Origin of the sequence: Vibrio gelatinilyticus (assembly GCF_022836845.1) — a bacterium.
Classification (GTDB): domain Bacteria; phylum Pseudomonadota; class Gammaproteobacteria; order Enterobacterales; family Vibrionaceae; genus Vibrio; species Vibrio gelatinilyticus.
Window position 1 is genome coordinate 46328 of the sequence record NZ_JAJNNZ010000012.1, and the last position, 16656, is coordinate 62983.

The 16656-nt window shown below is 44.3% G+C and carries 16 protein-coding genes; 4 read left to right on the forward strand and 12 right to left on the reverse strand.

Translation table 11 applies throughout. The annotated features are described in order from the left end of the window. Positions 1–143: 143 nt before the first annotated feature. Entirely contained in the window at positions 144–815 is a 672-nt protein-coding gene (locus LNL84_RS14325) for a GntR family transcriptional regulator (RefSeq protein WP_244358252.1), read from the forward strand. Positions 816–870: 55 nt separating this feature from the next. On the opposite strand, the gene sspB is transcribed toward LNL84_RS14325, so the two are convergent. From sspB to zapE, 8 genes are all read right to left on the reverse strand, one after another. After that, a complete protein-coding gene (gene sspB, locus LNL84_RS14330) occupies positions 871–1359 on the reverse strand; it encodes a ClpXP protease specificity-enhancing factor (protein ID WP_244358253.1) in 489 nt (162 codons plus the stop codon). A 5-nt stretch (positions 1360–1364) separates the two neighbouring features. Continuing rightward, positions 1365–2000, reverse strand: a complete 636-nt coding sequence (gene sspA, locus LNL84_RS14335; protein WP_244358254.1) for a stringent starvation protein SspA — start codon at positions 1998–2000, stop codon at positions 1365–1367. Positions 2001–2091: 91 nt separating this feature from the next. Continuing rightward, positions 2092–2829, reverse strand: a complete 738-nt coding sequence (locus tag LNL84_RS14340; RefSeq protein WP_244358255.1) for a cytochrome c1 — start codon at positions 2827–2829, stop codon at positions 2092–2094. Next, positions 2826–4091 carry a cytochrome b gene (locus tag LNL84_RS14345; RefSeq protein WP_244358256.1) on the reverse strand — a complete coding sequence of 422 codons (1266 nt, stop codon included), beginning with the start codon at positions 4089–4091 and terminating at the stop codon, positions 2826–2828. The genes LNL84_RS14340 and LNL84_RS14345 overlap by 4 nt, the downstream gene beginning before the upstream one ends. Then, positions 4091–4684, reverse strand: a complete 594-nt coding sequence (gene petA / locus LNL84_RS14350) for a ubiquinol-cytochrome c reductase iron-sulfur subunit (RefSeq protein WP_244358257.1) — start codon at positions 4682–4684, stop codon at positions 4091–4093. Before petA ends, LNL84_RS14345 begins: the two co-directional genes overlap by 1 nt. A 585-nt stretch (positions 4685–5269) precedes the next feature. Continuing rightward, entirely contained in the window at positions 5270–5662 is a 393-nt protein-coding gene (gene rpsI / locus LNL84_RS14355; protein ID WP_244358258.1) for a 30S ribosomal protein S9, read from the reverse strand. 15 nt (positions 5663–5677) lie between these two features. After that, a complete protein-coding gene (gene rplM, locus LNL84_RS14360; RefSeq protein ID WP_244358259.1) occupies positions 5678–6106 on the reverse strand; it encodes a 50S ribosomal protein L13 in 429 nt (142 codons plus the stop codon). Between the two features lie 212 nt (positions 6107–6318). Beyond that, positions 6319–7422 (reverse strand): cell division protein ZapE, encoded by a 1104-nt coding sequence (zapE, locus tag LNL84_RS14365; RefSeq protein ID WP_244358260.1) that lies wholly within the window; start codon positions 7420–7422, stop codon positions 6319–6321. Positions 7423–7561: 139 nt separating this feature from the next. On the opposite strand from zapE, the gene zapG reads away from it, so the two are divergent. The 3 genes from zapG to degS all read left to right on the forward strand — a co-directional run bounded on the left by zapG (position 7562) and on the right by degS (position 10694). Next, the gene (gene zapG / locus LNL84_RS14370) at positions 7562–8014 is read left to right on the forward strand and encodes a Z-ring associated protein ZapG (RefSeq protein ID WP_244358261.1); all 453 of its coding nucleotides are present in this window, start codon (positions 7562–7564) and stop codon (positions 8012–8014) included. Between the two features lie 118 nt (positions 8015–8132). Beyond that, positions 8133–9500 (forward strand): Do family serine endopeptidase, encoded by a 1368-nt coding sequence (locus tag LNL84_RS14375; RefSeq protein WP_244358313.1) that lies wholly within the window; start codon positions 8133–8135, stop codon positions 9498–9500. Between the two features lie 129 nt (positions 9501–9629). Then, a complete protein-coding gene (gene degS / locus LNL84_RS14380; RefSeq protein WP_244358262.1) occupies positions 9630–10694 on the forward strand; it encodes an outer membrane-stress sensor serine endopeptidase DegS in 1065 nt (354 codons plus the stop codon). A 73-nt stretch (positions 10695–10767) separates the two neighbouring features. Here the strand turns inward: degS and parC are convergent, their stop codons facing one another. The 4 genes from parC to cpdA all read right to left on the reverse strand — a co-directional run bounded on the left by parC (position 10768) and on the right by cpdA (position 16633). Next, positions 10768–13035, reverse strand: coding sequence for a DNA topoisomerase IV subunit A (gene parC, locus LNL84_RS14385; protein ID WP_244358263.1), 2268 nt, complete (start codon positions 13033–13035; stop codon positions 10768–10770). 3 nt (positions 13036–13038) lie between these two features. Further along, a complete protein-coding gene (parE, locus tag LNL84_RS14390; RefSeq protein WP_244358264.1) occupies positions 13039–14919 on the reverse strand; it encodes a DNA topoisomerase IV subunit B in 1881 nt (626 codons plus the stop codon). 291 nt (positions 14920–15210) lie between these two features. Beyond that, positions 15211–15798 (reverse strand): esterase YqiA, encoded by a 588-nt coding sequence (yqiA, locus tag LNL84_RS14395; protein WP_244358265.1) that lies wholly within the window; start codon positions 15796–15798, stop codon positions 15211–15213. Between the two features lie 10 nt (positions 15799–15808). Further along, the gene (gene cpdA, locus LNL84_RS14400; RefSeq protein WP_244358266.1) at positions 15809–16633 is read right to left on the reverse strand and encodes a 3',5'-cyclic-AMP phosphodiesterase; all 825 of its coding nucleotides are present in this window, start codon (positions 16631–16633) and stop codon (positions 15809–15811) included. Between the last annotated feature and the right edge of the window lie 23 nt (positions 16634–16656).

Consider the following 16656-nt stretch of genomic DNA (forward strand, 5'->3'; position numbering starts at 1 on the left):
CAAATCTATATAAAGAGGGCTTAGGCCCTCTTTTTTTATACATTTATCTTGCTGATAAAATCAACACCTAGTAGTATCGACGACTATACAGCACAGCATTCTATGCTGCGTTTGGCTATTTTCAAAGTATCACGAGGTGTATAGTGTCAAGCCCTACATTGACAGACAAAGTAGCAAAGCTGATCTGTCAGGATATATTGTCTGGGGAGCTAAAGCCAAATCAAAAGTTGGTTGTAGCGGAACTAAAGGAAAAATACCAAGTTGGAGCCTCTCCCGTTCGGGAAGCTCTTATCCAACTATCTTGGATAAAGTACATTACCCTTGAGCCTCAAAAAGGCTGTTGGGTTTCACCCGTCAGCAAATCTGAATTGTATGATCTTTACGAGAGTTTGCGAATTATTTCATCAGTTCTTCTCGAAAAGTCCATCGAGAATGGCAGTGAGTCCTGGGAGCTTGAAATACTGACCGAGTTCCATAAGTTGTCTCGTTTTAAATTTCAAGGAGACTCTTTTAATTGGACCGAATGGGAAGAACGTCAGCATGCTTTTTATCACTCACTGATTAAGGGCTGCTTATCTAAAAATATGCTAAATTTTGTTGATGATATTACCCGCCAAATCAAACGATACCGTCACATTGCTCTAAATAATCAACCCAACAGTTTTGAAGATCTCTTTGATCTTGAACTGCACGAAAAGATCATGAAATTGACGTTGGATAAAGATATAAAAGGCGCGAAACAACTTCTTGATGATTACCTAGAACGCATGAGAAGCGAGATTGAACCCACCGTAAAAAGTATCGAAATCGCATGAAGCAAAAAAAAAGCCGCTTAAAAGCGGCTTTTTTCAATAAATGGTAAATAATATCTTATTTTACAACGCGTAAACTTGGACGTCCTTTCGCACGAACAGGCTCTTCGGCTGCATCTGACTCAGCGTGAACTTCTAGCTCTTCTTGCTCAATGTGTTCTGTCGCAACCGTTAGCCCAACAGGCTCGTCAGTTACGGTTTCTTCATCAATAGACAAGTAAGCGTCTTCTGGCTCAAACATCGTCCCTGCACCATTCTCTCGAGCGTATATCGCTTGAACTGCATACAATGGAACAATCACCGAATGAGGTCGACCGCTAAAGCGGGCGTGGAACGTGATCGCTTCGTTGCCGAGCTCAAGTTGACCAATCGCTCTTGGCGCAATGTTCAGTATAATTTGACCGTCTTGGATAAACTCTTGTGGAACACGAACTCCAGACATCGTTGCATCAACAACAATATGAGGAGTTAGGTCGTTTTCCACAAGCCAGTCATAAAATGCTCTAAGCATATATGGCCGACGAGGAGTCATGTTTTCAATGTCCATATTGCCTATCGAACCAAGCGCATTTCACGTTCAGCTTCAGTGAGTGAAGCCAAGAATGAATCACGTTCAAATACACGGTTCATGTACACTTTGATTTCTTTTGCACCAGGGCCTGTTAGCTCAATACCCAACTCAGGCAAACGCCATAGCAGTGGTGCTAGGTAGCAGTCGATTAGGCTGAACTCTTCACTCATGAAGTACTCATATTCAGCAAAAATAGGCGCTAGAGTCAGTAGATCGTTGCGCAATTTGTTACGCGCAGCGTCAGATTCTTCAGCAGAACCCTTTACTACTTTTTCAGCTAGGGTATACCAGTTGCGTTCAATACGGTAAATCATTAAACGGCTATTACCACGAGCGACTGGATAAACAGGCATTAATGGCGGATGAGGAAAACGCTCATCTAGGTATTCCATGATGATTTTTGAATCATAGAGTGCGAGTTCACGATCAACAAGAGTTGGTACCGATTTGTATGGATTAAGCTCAATCAGTTCTGCTGGCATATTTAATTCATCAACCAGCTCAACTTCAACACTTACACCTTTTTCCGCAAGAACGATTCGAACTTGGTGGCTATACATATCAGTAGCACTAGAAAAAAGAGTCATCACAGAACGTTTATTGGCAGCTACAGCCATGGAGCCCTCCGGAACACTTACAAAAAAACAATGGAGGCTGAGCCTCCATTGCGTATTAAAAATTAGGAATTAGCACGGTATGATAGCACAATTAGTGAACATCACGCCAATACTCTTTCTTAAGAAGCACAACAACGATTGTGAACAACACTAAGAAAGCCATAACCCACCAACCAAGAGCATGACGCTCTAGCTTCACCGGGTCACCGGAATATTCCAAGAAGTTAACTAGGTCACGAACGGCGCTGTCGTATTCGCTTGAGCTTAGCTCACCACGACCGTCAGTTTCAGTTCCAACAATAGCTTTAACTTCTTCGCCATCAACCATTTTGGTCTCGTAAATTGCGCTTGGCACGCCCTGTAGCTCCTCGAGAACATGCGGCATACCCACATTGGGGAATGTTACATTGTTCACGCCAAATGGACGTGAAGGGTCTGCATAGAAAGAGCGTAGGTATGTATATAACCAATCAGCACCACGAACACGAGCCACTAGCGTCAGATCTGGTGGCGGAGCACCAAACCAGTTAGCCGCTTGTTTTTGAGGCATACTATTGACCATTAGATCACCAATTTTAGCCTCTGGATCAAACACTAAGCTCTCTTTAGCAAGCTCTACTGGAATATCCAGATCATTCGCCACACGCTCATATCGCTGATATTGAGTTGAGTGACAGCCTAAACAATAGTTCACAAAGAGCTTGGCACCGTTTTGCAAGGATGCTTTGTCCGTTAAGTCATTGTTTGCTTTATCAAGATGTACGTTGCCACCCGCAGCCAGCGCTATCGAAGGTAACAATGCGAAAAGTACTACAATCCACTTTTTCATTTGAAATTTACCCTCTTTGGTAATGGCTTGGTATTCTCGTTCTTACTGTAGAAGAACAGCAATACGAAGAACATGAAGTAACCTAGACTAAAGATCTGAGCTAACAAGGTGTACGTTGGAGTCGCAGGTAATGCACCCAACACACCCAGAGCGATAAAGCTCACTGTAAATTGAATAATGTTCAGTAGATGAAGTTTGCTTCTGTAGCGGTACGAGCGCACTTTACAGCGGTCAAACCATGGAAGAAGGAACAGCACGACAATCGATGCGCCCATTGCGATGACACCAAGCAGCTTATCAGGAACTGCACGCAAAATTGCATAGAACGGAGTGAAGTACCAAACCGGTGCAATATGCTCTGGTGTTTTCAGTGGGTTCGCCGCTTCAAAGTTTGGTGGCTCAAGGAAGTATCCACCCATTTCAGGATTGAAAAACAACACATAACAGAATAAGAATAAGAAACCAGCAATACCAACCAAGTCCTTCACCGTTCCGTATGGATGGAAAGGTATTGAATCAATGATGTCGTATTTCTTAGTGTAATCTTTATGGAACTTGAACTGAGTCTTATAATCATCGCCCATAGAGCCTTTAGGCAGCTTAGTTTCAATGCCATCAGGGTTGTTTGAGCCAACTTCATGCAGGGCCAATATGTGCAGCACGACCAAAAGAAGTAGCACGATAGGCAGGGCAATAACATGCAGGGCAAAGAATCGGTTAAGTGTTGCGCCCGAGATAATATAGTCACCGCGGATCCACAAAGTCAGGTCGTCACCAATAACCGGTATCGCGCCAAACAATGAGATAATAACCTGAGCACCCCAGTACGACATCTGTCCCCAAGGTAGCAAGTAGCCCATAAAAGCTTCGGCCATTAGGACTAGGAATATAAGCATACCGAACAGCCAGAGTAACTCACGAGGCTTTTGGTACGAACCGTAAATTAGCCCACGGAACATGTGCAGGTAAACCACAACAAAAAATGCTGAGGCACCAGTGGAATGCATATAACGTAGCAGCCAACCGTACTCAACATCACGCATGATGTATTCAACAGAAGCGAACGCACCCTCTCCAGAAGGAACGTAGTTCATTGTTAACCAGATACCCGTTAGAATTTGGTTAACTAAAACCAACATCGCTAACGAGCCAAAGAAGTACCAAAAGTTGAACGTTTTTGGCATTGGATATTCGGACAAGTGCTTTTTATAAGCATTCATCGCAGGTATACGTTTTTCTACCCAATCAATTAGCGCTTGCATTATGCATTGTCTCCTTCATCAATCCCGATGAGTATTTTCGTATCACTCAAATACATATGCTTAGGAACCACTAAGTTTAGTGGCGCGGGGACACCTTGGAACACGCGACCAGCCATATCGAACTTAGACCCATGACATGGACAGAAGAAGCCAGATTTAACACCTTGCACTTGCTCACTAAAACTGTCGGCTAAGTACGTTGGTGAACAACCTAAGTGAGTACAAAAGCCAACAGCAACGAAAAACTCAGGCTTAATTGAGCGAAATTCGTTTTGTGCATATTCAGGCTGCTGCTCTTCTTCTGATGATGGGTCACGAAGTTGACCCGCTAAATTAGTTAAGTTGTCCAAGACCGACTTAGCACGACGCACTACCCAAACAGGCTTGCCTTGCCACTCAACACGAACCATTTGGCCCGCTTCAAGCTTACTGACATCCACTTCGACAGGTGCACCCGCAGCTTTCGCTTTGGCACTTGGATTCCAAGATTTAATAAAAGGAACGGCGACTGCAGCTGCTCCCAAACCACCAACAACAGCTGTTGTAGCAGTGAGGAAACGCCTGCGACCGTTATTTAAAGGCGCATTGCTCATCCAACATTTCTCCCATTTGCTCCTTTGGGTCAATACTCGCACACTCCCAAGGTGCTATGCAGTGAAAACATCGATGCTTAACAACACGATATTTATGAACATTTCACTTGATACCGAAACATCACAAACGATGTTAATTAGTAAAATGGACTCACCATTTAGAAGGAACTCACAAATTCACTTCACAGAAAAACCTTGAAAGGGGGTCACCATTCCTTCGGTTAGTTTCCTTGAATTGAAGATGCAGAAGTCACTTTAAATTAGGCAACTTGAGACTATTTGGGCATATCATTTCCACGAACGAAGCATGGCTAACAATTTACGAATTTCGTTATATTTATTTGATAGCAAATGATAAAGAAAACCCTACTTTTTGACAAGATAAAGCTACCTTTTCGTAACATCTATAGGGGGAATTCGCTCACTACTTCACAAAAGAGGTGAAAAAGAGACTATTAGAATTGGGAATTAGAAAAATGTGGGACTTAGCGAGGAGTAAAAAAACAAAAAGCCCAGCCGAGAGGCTGAGCTTTTGGACCACAAACCAGTATAAACTGGAGCGTAGATTTTTCGAAGAACGAAAAATTAACGCTTTGAGAATTGTGGCTTACGACGTGCTTTACGTAGACCAACTTTCTTACGCTCAACGCAACGAGCGTCACGCGTAACATAGCCAGCTGCACGTAGAACAGGACGTAGAGTTTCGTCGTATTCCATAAGCGCGCGAGTGATACCGTGACGGATTGCACCAGCTTGACCAGAAATACCGCCACCTTTAACAGTAACGAATAGATCTAGCTTCTCAGTTAGTTCTGTAAGCTCAAGAGGCTGACGAACTACCATGCAAGAAGTTTCGCGACCGAAGTAAACTTCTAGTTCACGCTTGTTGATTACGATGTTGCCAGTGCCTGGTTTAATAAAAACGCGAGCAGCTGAGCTTTTGCGACGACCAGTGCCGTAGTATTGATTCTCTGCCATTTCTGATATCCCCAATTAGATGTCTAGTACTTGTGGTTGTTGAGCAGCATGATTGTGCTCAGCGCCAGCGTAAACTTTTAGCTTACGGTACATAGCACGGCCTAGAGGACCACGTGGTAGCATACCTTTAACAGCTAGTTCGATTACCATTTCTGGCTTCTTGTCGATCAACTTTTCAAAAGTGATAGACTTAAGACCACCTGGGAACTCAGTGTGACGGTAATACACTTTACCTTTAGCTTTGTTACCAGTTACAGTAACTTTCTCAGCGTTAACAACGATGATGTAATCACCAGTGTCTACGTGAGGAGTGTATTCAGCTTTATGCTTACCACGAAGACGAGATGCGATCTCACTTGCGATACGGCCAAGAGTTTTGCCTTCTGCGTCTACAACGTACCAGTCACGTTTTACAGTTTCTGGTTTAGCAACGAAAGTTTTCATGCTAATAATTACCTATTAAAAAAATTTACACTTAAGGAACAAACTGTTCCCACTGTCTAAGAGTCCCATTCATCACCCCTTCGAGTGTTGGAAACACTTGGCATAGTCAGACTTTCGTCATAACTAGAGGCTCGCAGTAACGGTAGGTCGCAGGATTATAGAGAAGCTAGAGGAAAAAATCACCTATTTTTTAAACATACTGGCCAAAAAAATTAAGCAAGATGCTCTAAAGCCAAATAGTCATGACTTTGCATTTCCGTTAAACGAGAAATACAACGCCTAAATTCAAACTCCAGCTGGCCAGTCGTGTACAAATCCTCCATCTCAACTTCAGCTGAAATTATCAGTTTCACGTTTCTCTCGTAGAACTCATCCACCAAAGCAATAAAACGGCGGCTTGCATCGTCTATTGTCGTACCCATTTGCTTGACATCAGCAAGTAACACTGTGTGATATAAACGTGAAATCTCAATATAGTCGTTCTGACTGCGCATACTCATGCAAAGCTGCTCAAATGTCGCGTAAAGCACACCATCTGCCGCCGCGATGATTGGAATATCTCGATGATTAATCTCAATGCTGTCGTCGTGTACGCGATCATCATTCACTAATTGCTCAAAATAACGCTGTAGATTTTCACCTGCCGCCTTATCGAGCGGAGAGTGATATATTTCCGCTTGTTCAAGCGTCCGCAATCGATAATCAATACCACTGTCCACATTGAGTATCCGACAATTTTTTTCAATCAATTTAATAGCAGGAACAAAGCGTGCTCTTTGTAGTCCGTTTTTATAGAGATCGTGGGGAGGAATATTCGAAGTGGCTACCAAAATGATGCCTCTTTTGAACAAAGCTTGTAACAGCGTGCCGAGGATCATTGCATCGGTAATGTCTGACACGTAAAACTCATCAAAACAGACAACGTCTGTTTCTTTTTTGAAAGTCTCAGCAACATGCTCTAGCGGATCAGCAACATCACCCAGCTTAGTCAGTTCATCGTGCACTCGGTACATAAAGCGGTGAAAATGGACTCGCATTTTGCGCGATGTCGGCAAACTATCGAAAAACGCATCCATTAAGTATGTTTTACCGCGCCCAACCCCTCCCCAGAAATAGAGCCCTTGCGGTGGGGTGGCCTCTTGTTGTTTCTGACCAAACAACTTTTGAAGCATCGTTAGCTTAGGCGGTTCAAATGCTAAATACTCTACAAATTCATGATACAGCTGGTCTAAAGATTCTACTGCTTGACGCTGTGCAGGATCACGCTGAAAACCATTCACTTCAATATCGTTATTGTATTTTTCAATTGGTGTCATTTATGCTTTACCACAACATATCGACGCCTAAACTGGCGTATTTTTTCTTTATCGGCTTGAATTCTCATAGTAACATGTCCGAAGGACGTGTGTAACCGTCAGGTAAGAAACATGTTAATAACCGTTTAAAGGAGCTGTTATGCCTTGGATATATGCCATTATCGGCTTACTAGTTGGTGCTATTGTTGGAATCGTAATTTCTCGACTAACTACTCCGCAATATAAAAAACAGAAAGAGACACAAAAAGAGCTCGAATCTGCAAGGTTTTCACTGGAACAACAACGACAAGAACTCGCTGATCACTTTGCCCAAACAGCCGAAATGCTCGATGTACTGGGTAAAGATTACACCAAGCTTTATCAACATATGGCAAAGACCTCCTCGGAGTTGCTGCCCAACCTTCCTGAACAAGACAACCCGTTTATCAAACGTATCACTCAACAAAACGACAATGCTTCTGTATCAGAAACGGGTCTACAACCTAAAGATTACGCCAGTGGTGCTACTGGACTGCTTCGTGAAGAAGAGAAGGAAGTCATCAAAGCTCCTCAAGTCGTAGAAGCTGAGATAACTCAAGCCAAAGCCTCATAATCTCAATATTAATTTACGGTCGCCATTTGATCTAAGTGGCGACCCTTTCACCACAATCTATGAACTTTATAGTATTTGTTAAGTCATAATCCTTACCGAACCTTATAGGAGTTTTATGATGAAGAAATCTTTGCTTGCATTAACGGTCCTATCGTTAGGCTTGAGTTCAATCATCACATCACAACCTGCTGTCGCAGCGTTACCATTCACCGTCAATGGTGAACAACTTCCTAGTCTCGCTCCGATGCTAGAAAAGGTCACACCTGCCGTTGTCAGCATTGCCGTTGAAGGGACTCAAGTCTCACGACAAAGGATCCCAGAACAATTTCGCTTCTTTTTTGGTCCTGACTTTCCATCCGAGCAGCTTCAAGAGCGCCCATTCCGTGGATTAGGCTCGGGCGTAATCATCGATGCTAATAAAGGCTATATCGTCACTAATTATCATGTAATCAACGGCGCAGAAGAGATCCGTGTCAAATTGCATGATGGTAGAGAATACGATGCAGAACTCGTAGGTGGCGATGAAATGTCCGACGTCGCTCTTCTGAAACTAGAAAAAGCAAAGAACCTGACTCAAGTCGCTATTGCAGACTCCGACAAATTGCGGGTCGGAGATTTCACCGTCGCGATTGGTAACCCATTTGGTTTAGGCCAGACAGTCACTTCAGGTATTGTTTCTGCGTTAGGACGCAGTGGACTTAACCTAGAAAACTTTGAAAACTTCATTCAAACCGACGCTGCCATTAATAGTGGTAACTCGGGTGGTGCCTTAGTCAATCTAAATGGTGAGCTTATCGGTATAAACACCGCAATTTTAGGTCCTAACGGTGGCAATGTAGGTATAGGTTTTGCCATCCCTGCAAATATGATGAAGAACTTGACTGAGCAGATTATTGAATTTGGCGAAGTGAAGCGCGGAATGTTGGGTGTTCAAGGTGGCGAGGTCACATCTGAACTTGCTGAAGCTCTTGGATATGAATCGAGCAAGGGTGCTTTTGTCAGCCAAGTTGTGCCTGATAGTGCAGCTGATCAGGCTGGACTGCAAGCCGGCGATATCATCGTTTCTGTTAATGGAAAATCCATCAACACCTTTAGTGAGCTTAGAGCTAAAGTCGCAACTTTAGGTGCAGGGAAGACCGTAAAGCTTGGTATTATTCGTGACGGTAAAGAGAAAAGCTATGACGTCACGTTAAGTGAAGCAGTAAAACCTGTGACCAAAGCTGAAAAATTGCATGAGGGCTTAAAAGGTGCCGAACTAGTCAACACCACCAAAGAAGACGCCGTCGAAGGGGTTAAAGTTAAATCCGTTGCAGAAAACTCCCCTGCGGCCAATTATGAATTACAACCTAATGACATTATTGTTGGTGTCAATCGTAAGCGCATTAAAAACGTAGGTGAGTTGAGAAAACTGCTTGAAAATAACCCTAGTGTATTAGCACTCAATATTCAGCGAGACGATCGTACTATTTATCTCGTGGTACGCTAATCTAGAAATATAACGTTAGTAATTCGCTAAAAAGGGCAGAACTTAACCGTTCTGCCCTTTTATTCTATAAGAACTAAGTGATATGCTTTTAAAAGATATTTAGGCTAGGCAACCACCATAGAGGGCACAATGCTGAACTTTCTCATCCGCTCGGTATCAATGGGACTGGTTATTGCAGTTCTAGTGCTTCTCGCCGTCCCCACGCTAAGGCCTGGCTTTGTCGCCACGACTTTGGAATCAGAGCCCACTGATGCTGCGAGCCTTCAGGTCTCCTTTAATAAAGGGGTAAGAAAAGCTGCTCCCGCTGTCGTTAATATATATAGTCGCCAATACCAAGAAAATGACAAAAAGAAGCTCTCAACCCAGGGCCTAGGCTCTGGGGTAATTGTTAGCGACAAGGGCTACATCATCACCAACTACCACGTTGTCGCTAATGCTGATCAAATTATCGTAGCATTACAAGACGGCCGAGTCGCTGCCGCTCAATTAGTCGGTAAAGACCAGCGCACAGACATTGCCATTTTGCGCGTTGAAGGCAGCAATTTGCCTGTCATTCCACTTAACCCTGACTACTCGCCGAAAGTGGGCGACGTGGTATTGGCGATAGGCAACCCGTACAACCTTGGTCAGACAACAACCTTTGGCATTATTTCTGCCACGGGTCGCTCGTCAATTAGTGCCGGAGGCATTCAAGCCTTTATTCAAACCGATGCGGCGATTAATCAGGGTAACTCGGGAGGGGCTCTAGTTAACACCCAAGGAGAGCTTGTTGGCATTAATACGGCTTCTTTCCAGCAGGCTACCGATCTTGAAACTTATGGTATTTCCTTTGCGATCCCCTACCCACTTGCAAGCAAGATAATGGAAAAGATCATCGCAGATGGGCGTGTTATTCGTGGTTATATCGGCATCGATGGGCAAGACATCAACTCGGTAACAGCGCGACTACTTGGTAATGAACACATTGGCGGGATCGTGGTGCTAGGGCTCGATCCTAACGGTCCTGCTGCAATGGGCGGCATTAAGGTGCAAGACATTGTGATGATGATTGATGGTAAGAAGCTTAACGGAAGACAAGGCGTGCTGGATCTGGTTACCGATCTTCGCCCTGGAACCACTGTCGATATGACGGTTTTACGAAACAGTGAACAAATTACACTGCAAGTCACCGTGGGTGAAGATTCGAGAGAATAATGCTCTAATAACCATAAAAAAACCTCCAAGTATGGAGGTTTTTTTTATGCTTTCGTTTTACATCCGCCTTTAATTACTCAGACTCTGAATCTGACGGCGATTCAACTTCTATGCGTGTGACTCGCTGAAGACCTCTTGGAAGCAGAGCTCCACGTCGACCACGCTCACCACGGAAGTTATCAAGATCATCCGGTTTAAGCCCAAGTTTACGTTTGCCGGCATAAAGCGTCAAAGACGCTCCTTTTGGTAGCGATAGTAAATGAGAGACAAATTCTTCCCGCTCTTTGGCTTTCGCTGAAGGAATATTAATGATCTTATTACCCTTACCTTTACTTAGCTGCGGTAGGTCTTGAATTGGGAATAATAACATTCGTCCCTGATTAGTGATTGCCATGATTTCGTCACTGTCCAAGTCACTGATGGTACTTGGAGTCAGGATCTCAGCACCCTTTGGCAAATTCACCAAAGCTTTACCACTGCGGTTTTTGGATAAGAACTCTGCACCCTTACACACAAAGCCATACCCAGCGTCAGAGGCCACAAGCCACAACTGACTCTCTTCCCCCATGATCACCTGACGAATACTGCTTCCCGCACTGATATTTAAGCGGCCCGTAATTGGCTCACCTTGACTTCTTGCCGATGGCAGAGAGTGCGATTCAAGTGAATAACTTCTCCCGTCACTTCCGAGAAATATCGCAGGTTGATTGCTCTTACCTTTGGCACTCGCTAAGTACTGGTCGCCAGACTTGTAGTTCAACCCTGCTGCATCCACTTCGTGACCTTTAGCATGACGTATCCAACCTTTTTCAGACAACACTACCGTGATTGGTTCACTAGGCACTAGATCTCGCTCTGTCATAGCTTTGGCTTCAGCACGCTCTACCATCGGTGAACGACGCTCATCACCATATTTATCAGCGTCAGCCTGAATCTCTTTTTTGATCAGTGTATTTAGACGACGTTCTGAGCCAAGCAACTTCTCGAGCTTATCACGTTCTTTCGCTAGCTCATCTTGCTCTGCTCGAATCTTAAATTCTTCTAACTTAGCGAGATTACGTAATTTAATATCTAAGATTGCATCCGCTTGGATCTCAGAGATATTAAAGCGGCTCATCAAAACAGGCTTCGGCTCATCTTCGTTACGAATAATCTCGATCACTTCATCGATATTTAGATAAGCGGCGAGTAAACCTTCTAAGATGTGTAATCGTGATAATACCTTATCCAAACGATATTGTAGTCGGCGACGAACAGTAGCACGGCGGTACTCTATCCATTCAGACAGAATACTGACTAACCCTTTAACTTGAGGTCGGTTATCAAGACCTATCATGTTTAAGTTAACGCGATAACTGCGCTCAAGATCAGTTGATGCAAATAAATGATTCATCAGCTGATCACTATCAATACGATTTGATCGTGGCACAATCACAATGCGTGTTGGGTTTTCATGATCCGATTCATCTCGAAGATCATCCACCATCGGCAGCTTCTTAGCTCGCATCTGATTGGCGATTTGCTCAAGTAATTTTGCACCAGACACCTGATGTGGTAATGACGTGATGACAACGTCCGAGCCTTCTTTGTGCCACACAGCACGCATTTTGACACTGCCGCGACCGGTACGGTAAATTTTCTCGAGATCCGCTTGCGGAGAAATAATCTCAGCTTCTGTTGGATAATCCGGGCCTTTGACGAACTGCATAACATCATTCAGTTCCGATTTCGGATTGTCGATCAGGTGGATCGTTGCATCGGCAATTTCTCGCACATTGTGAGGCGGTATATCGGTCGCCATGCCCACCGCAATGCCTGTAACGCCATTAAGTAGAATATGCGGTAGACGCGCAGGCAACATTTGTGGCTCTTTCATCGTGCCATCAAAGTTAGGCTGCCAATCCACGGTACCTTGACCTAATTCACCCAGCAGAACTTCGGCAAACTTAGAGAGTTTTGCTTCGGTATAACGCATCGCAGCAAAAGATTTCGGGTCATCCGGAGCACCCCAGTTGCCTTGACCATCTACCAACGGATAACGATACGAAAATGGCTGAGCCATCAATACCATTGCTTCATAACACGCTGAGTCACCGTGGGGGTGATATTTACCTAAAACATCACCCACGGTACGAGCGGATTTCTTATATTTGGAGGCAGCAGATAAACCCAACTCAGACATCGCATAGATAATACGACGCTGTACTGGTTTAAGGCCGTCACCAATATAAGGCAATGCACGATCCATAATGACGTACATTGAATAATTCAAATAGGCGTCTTCGGTGAACTTACGCATTGGTAGTTGTTCTACGCCATCAAAAGACATATCTGTCGACATTGTTTAAACCTCTGCCATATCGCCGTTAGTTTGCAGCCAAGAACGTCTATCGTCGGCGCGTTTCTTACCTAAGAGCATATCCATCATTTCGTTGGTGGCTTCACTATCATCGATAGTCAACTGAACCAATCGACGGGTATTTGGGTCCATCGTAGTTTCACGCAGTTGCAGTGGGTTCATCTCACCCAATCCTTTAAAGCGCTGTACGTTGATCTTCGATTTCTTCTTACTTAAACGTTCTAAAATGCCATCTTTTTCTGCATCATCTAATGCGTAGTACACCTCTTTACCGCAATCGATACGATAGAGTGGAGGCATCGCGACATAGATATGTCCAGCTTCAACAAGTGGTCTAAAGTGCTTAGTAAATAGTGCACACAATAAAGTCGCAATGTGCAAACCGTCGGAGTCCGCATCGGCAAGAATGCAGATCTTGCCGTAACGTAGGCTTTCTAAATTATCACTATCGGGGTCAATACCTAATGCGACTGAAATATCATGAACTTCTTGAGAGGCCAGAACCTGATCAGCGGAGACTTCCCAAGTGTTAAGGATTTTCCCTCGAAGTGGCATCACGGCCTGGAATTCACGATCTCGTGCTTGTTTAGCTGAGCCACCCGCAGAGTCACCTTCCACGAAGAAAATTTCAGTACGGTTAAGATCCTGAACAGAACAGTCGGTTAGTTTACCCGGTAGGGCTGGTCCAGAAGCCACTTTCTTACGAACCACTTTTTTACTTGCTCGCATTCTGCGGTGAGCATTGGCAATGCAAGCTTCCGCTAGTAGTTCAGCTAGCTGTGGTTTCTCGTTCAGCCATAAACTAAAGGCATCTTTTACAACACCTGAAACAAACGCCGCGCACTGGCGTGAAGATAAGCGTTCTTTGGTTTGCCCCGCAAACTGAGGATCTTGCATTTTGATCGACAGAACATATGAACAACGATCAAAGACGTCATCTCCGGTTAGCTTCACACCACGTGGCAACAAGTTACGGAATTCACAGAACTCACGCATAGCGTCAAGCAAACCTTGGCGCAGGCCATTAACGTGTGTACCGCCCTGAGCGGTAGGGATCAAGTTGACGTAACTCTCGGTGATCATTTCACCGCCTTCAGGCTGCCAAATTAGCGCCCAACTTGCCGCTTCAGTTTCTGCTGAGAATTCACCGGTAAACGGTTGCTCTGGCAATACTGCATAACCTTTGACGCCTTCGGCCAGGTAGTCTTTTAAGCCATCTTCGTAATACCAGCGATGCTCTTTCTCATTAACTTTGTCAGAGAAAGTGATTTCAAGCCCTGGACATAGAACGGCTTTTGCTCGCAGGTTGTTGATCAACCTGGTTACCGAGAAATTGGCTGAATCGAAATAACTCGTATCTGGCCAGAAATGAACACTGGTGCCTTTATTTCTGCGGCCACAGGTGCCGGTAACCGTGAGTTCTTCAACTTTATTGCCGTTCTCAAAGGCCATTTGATAGACCTGACCCTCACGTCGAACCGTCACTTCTACACGCTTAGAAAGCGCGTTCACAACCGAGATGCCTACACCATGTAAACCGCCAGAGAATTGGTAGTTTTTATTGGAAAACTTACCACCAGCGTGCAACTTACAAAATATAAGTTCCACTCCCGATATCTTTTCTTCTGGGTGAATATCAACAGGCATGCCTCGCCCGTCGTCAATAACTTCTAACGACTGATCAGCATGGAGGATGACTTGTACCTTTGAGGCATGTCCGGCAAGCGCTTCATCGACACTATTATCGATAACTTCTTGTCCCAAGTGATTTGGGCGCGCTGTATCCGTATACATCCCTGGTCGGCGACGTACTGGCTCTAAACCATTAAGAACCTCAATGGCTCCAGCATTATATTGTTCTGTCATAATACGGAATTTTACTCAAATAATTTAAGCGATACTTTGCAGCAATTTGCGAGAAGCAGTTTACAACTGTTGTACCCTCAGACTCTGATTTACCAGTGTATCACTACATAGCCTATGCACCGAGTATCCAAGGGGATTTATTGGAAGCTGAGCCACATCCTAATAAAACAGGACCTTCATGCGCAAGTATAGACTCACCATACTCTGGAACACCTGGATCGATGTCAAGTCTCGCAAGTAAGTGGGAGGTAAAACTATGACTATCACCTCAATGAATTGAAGTGATATTTTCTAAAGGGTAAGGAATTCGACAATTTTTTGTGGATAGCGTTCAAAATCAATGAAGCTATGATCGCCATTTGGCTCCACCGTTTGTCTTGAATCTCGAAACTTATCGACCGCTTGTCGATAATCAAGCACTTCGTCACCTTCTTGTTGCAATAACCAAAAATCACCAGGGGAGCGCAAGCTGTGAACTTCAAGCTGTTTTAATTCATCGATATGATGCGGCTCTAAGGTGTAAGTTTCGTTTGTATAGGGGTTGGTTTGTTCACCCAAATAATCCACCAATAGCTCGTAGGGTTTCACCGCCGGATTGACCACCACCGCTTTAACGCCATATTTATCGTTAAGCCATGTAGATAAGTAGCCCCCTAATGAACTGCCCACTAATCCGATATTATAATGCTCAAGGTGAAGTTCAACGATACTTTCGAGATAAGCTGCAGCCTGCTTAGGATAACAAGGCAATTGAGGCACAATCAGTTTAATATCAGGTCGCTGCACTGCACAATACTCTGCCATCAACTTAGCTTTGAGCGACTGCGGCGAGCTATTAAAACCGTGGATATAGAGCAGCAATGCAGGTTTATCTGACATAAAAAAACTCCTAATAACCATCGGCGCTAAAATCTGGACGAAAACTGCCAGATGGTAAACGATGCACTTGCGTTTCAACTCTCCCATCAGCAAACAATTCCAACTCTCTCCAACCTGGAGACTGCGTATCTAAAGCAAACTCATTGGATTGAGGTTTAAACTGCACACAAGTTGACGGTGTTGCCATCACTCGAACTCCAGATCGCTCGCGATCCAGATCTTGATGGATATGCCCACACAATACCGCTTTGGCGTTGCTGTGTTGCTCAACAATACTCCAAAACTCATCAGCATCTTTGAGGCTATGCTGATCAAGCCAAGCACTGCCCACTAGAATTGGATGGTGATGCAGTAGGATGAGTGTATGCCGCTGCGAATTGTCGCTTAAGTACCGCTCGAGGTTAGATAACTGTTGCTCACTGAGCCGACCATGAGGAACCCCAACGACTTGCGAATCAAGAAGCACTATTTGCCAGTGTTCACCTAGCAAAACATGATCCACGCTGTGGATCTGTTGTGACGGAATCAAACTGTTCATGCTGGGCTTGAAGTCGTGATTACCTGGTAACCAATAGCAAGGTAAATTGAGCGGCTGAATTCCGTCTTCAAATTTTCGGTATGAATGCTCACTGTGATCTTGAGAAATATCACCCGTTGCTAGCAGCGCATCGAATATTTTTTCCTGTAGCACAACTTCATTAACGACTGCTTTAAAACTATCTTGTGTATTCACGCTCAGCAAGCAACCGTCACGAGGTGCGAAGAGATGCGTGTCCGTCAATTGCAATAGCTTGACGCTGCTTGACTGAAGTTCATCACTGGGCGTTGTATTCAAAATCGTAAGACCTAAACTTTATA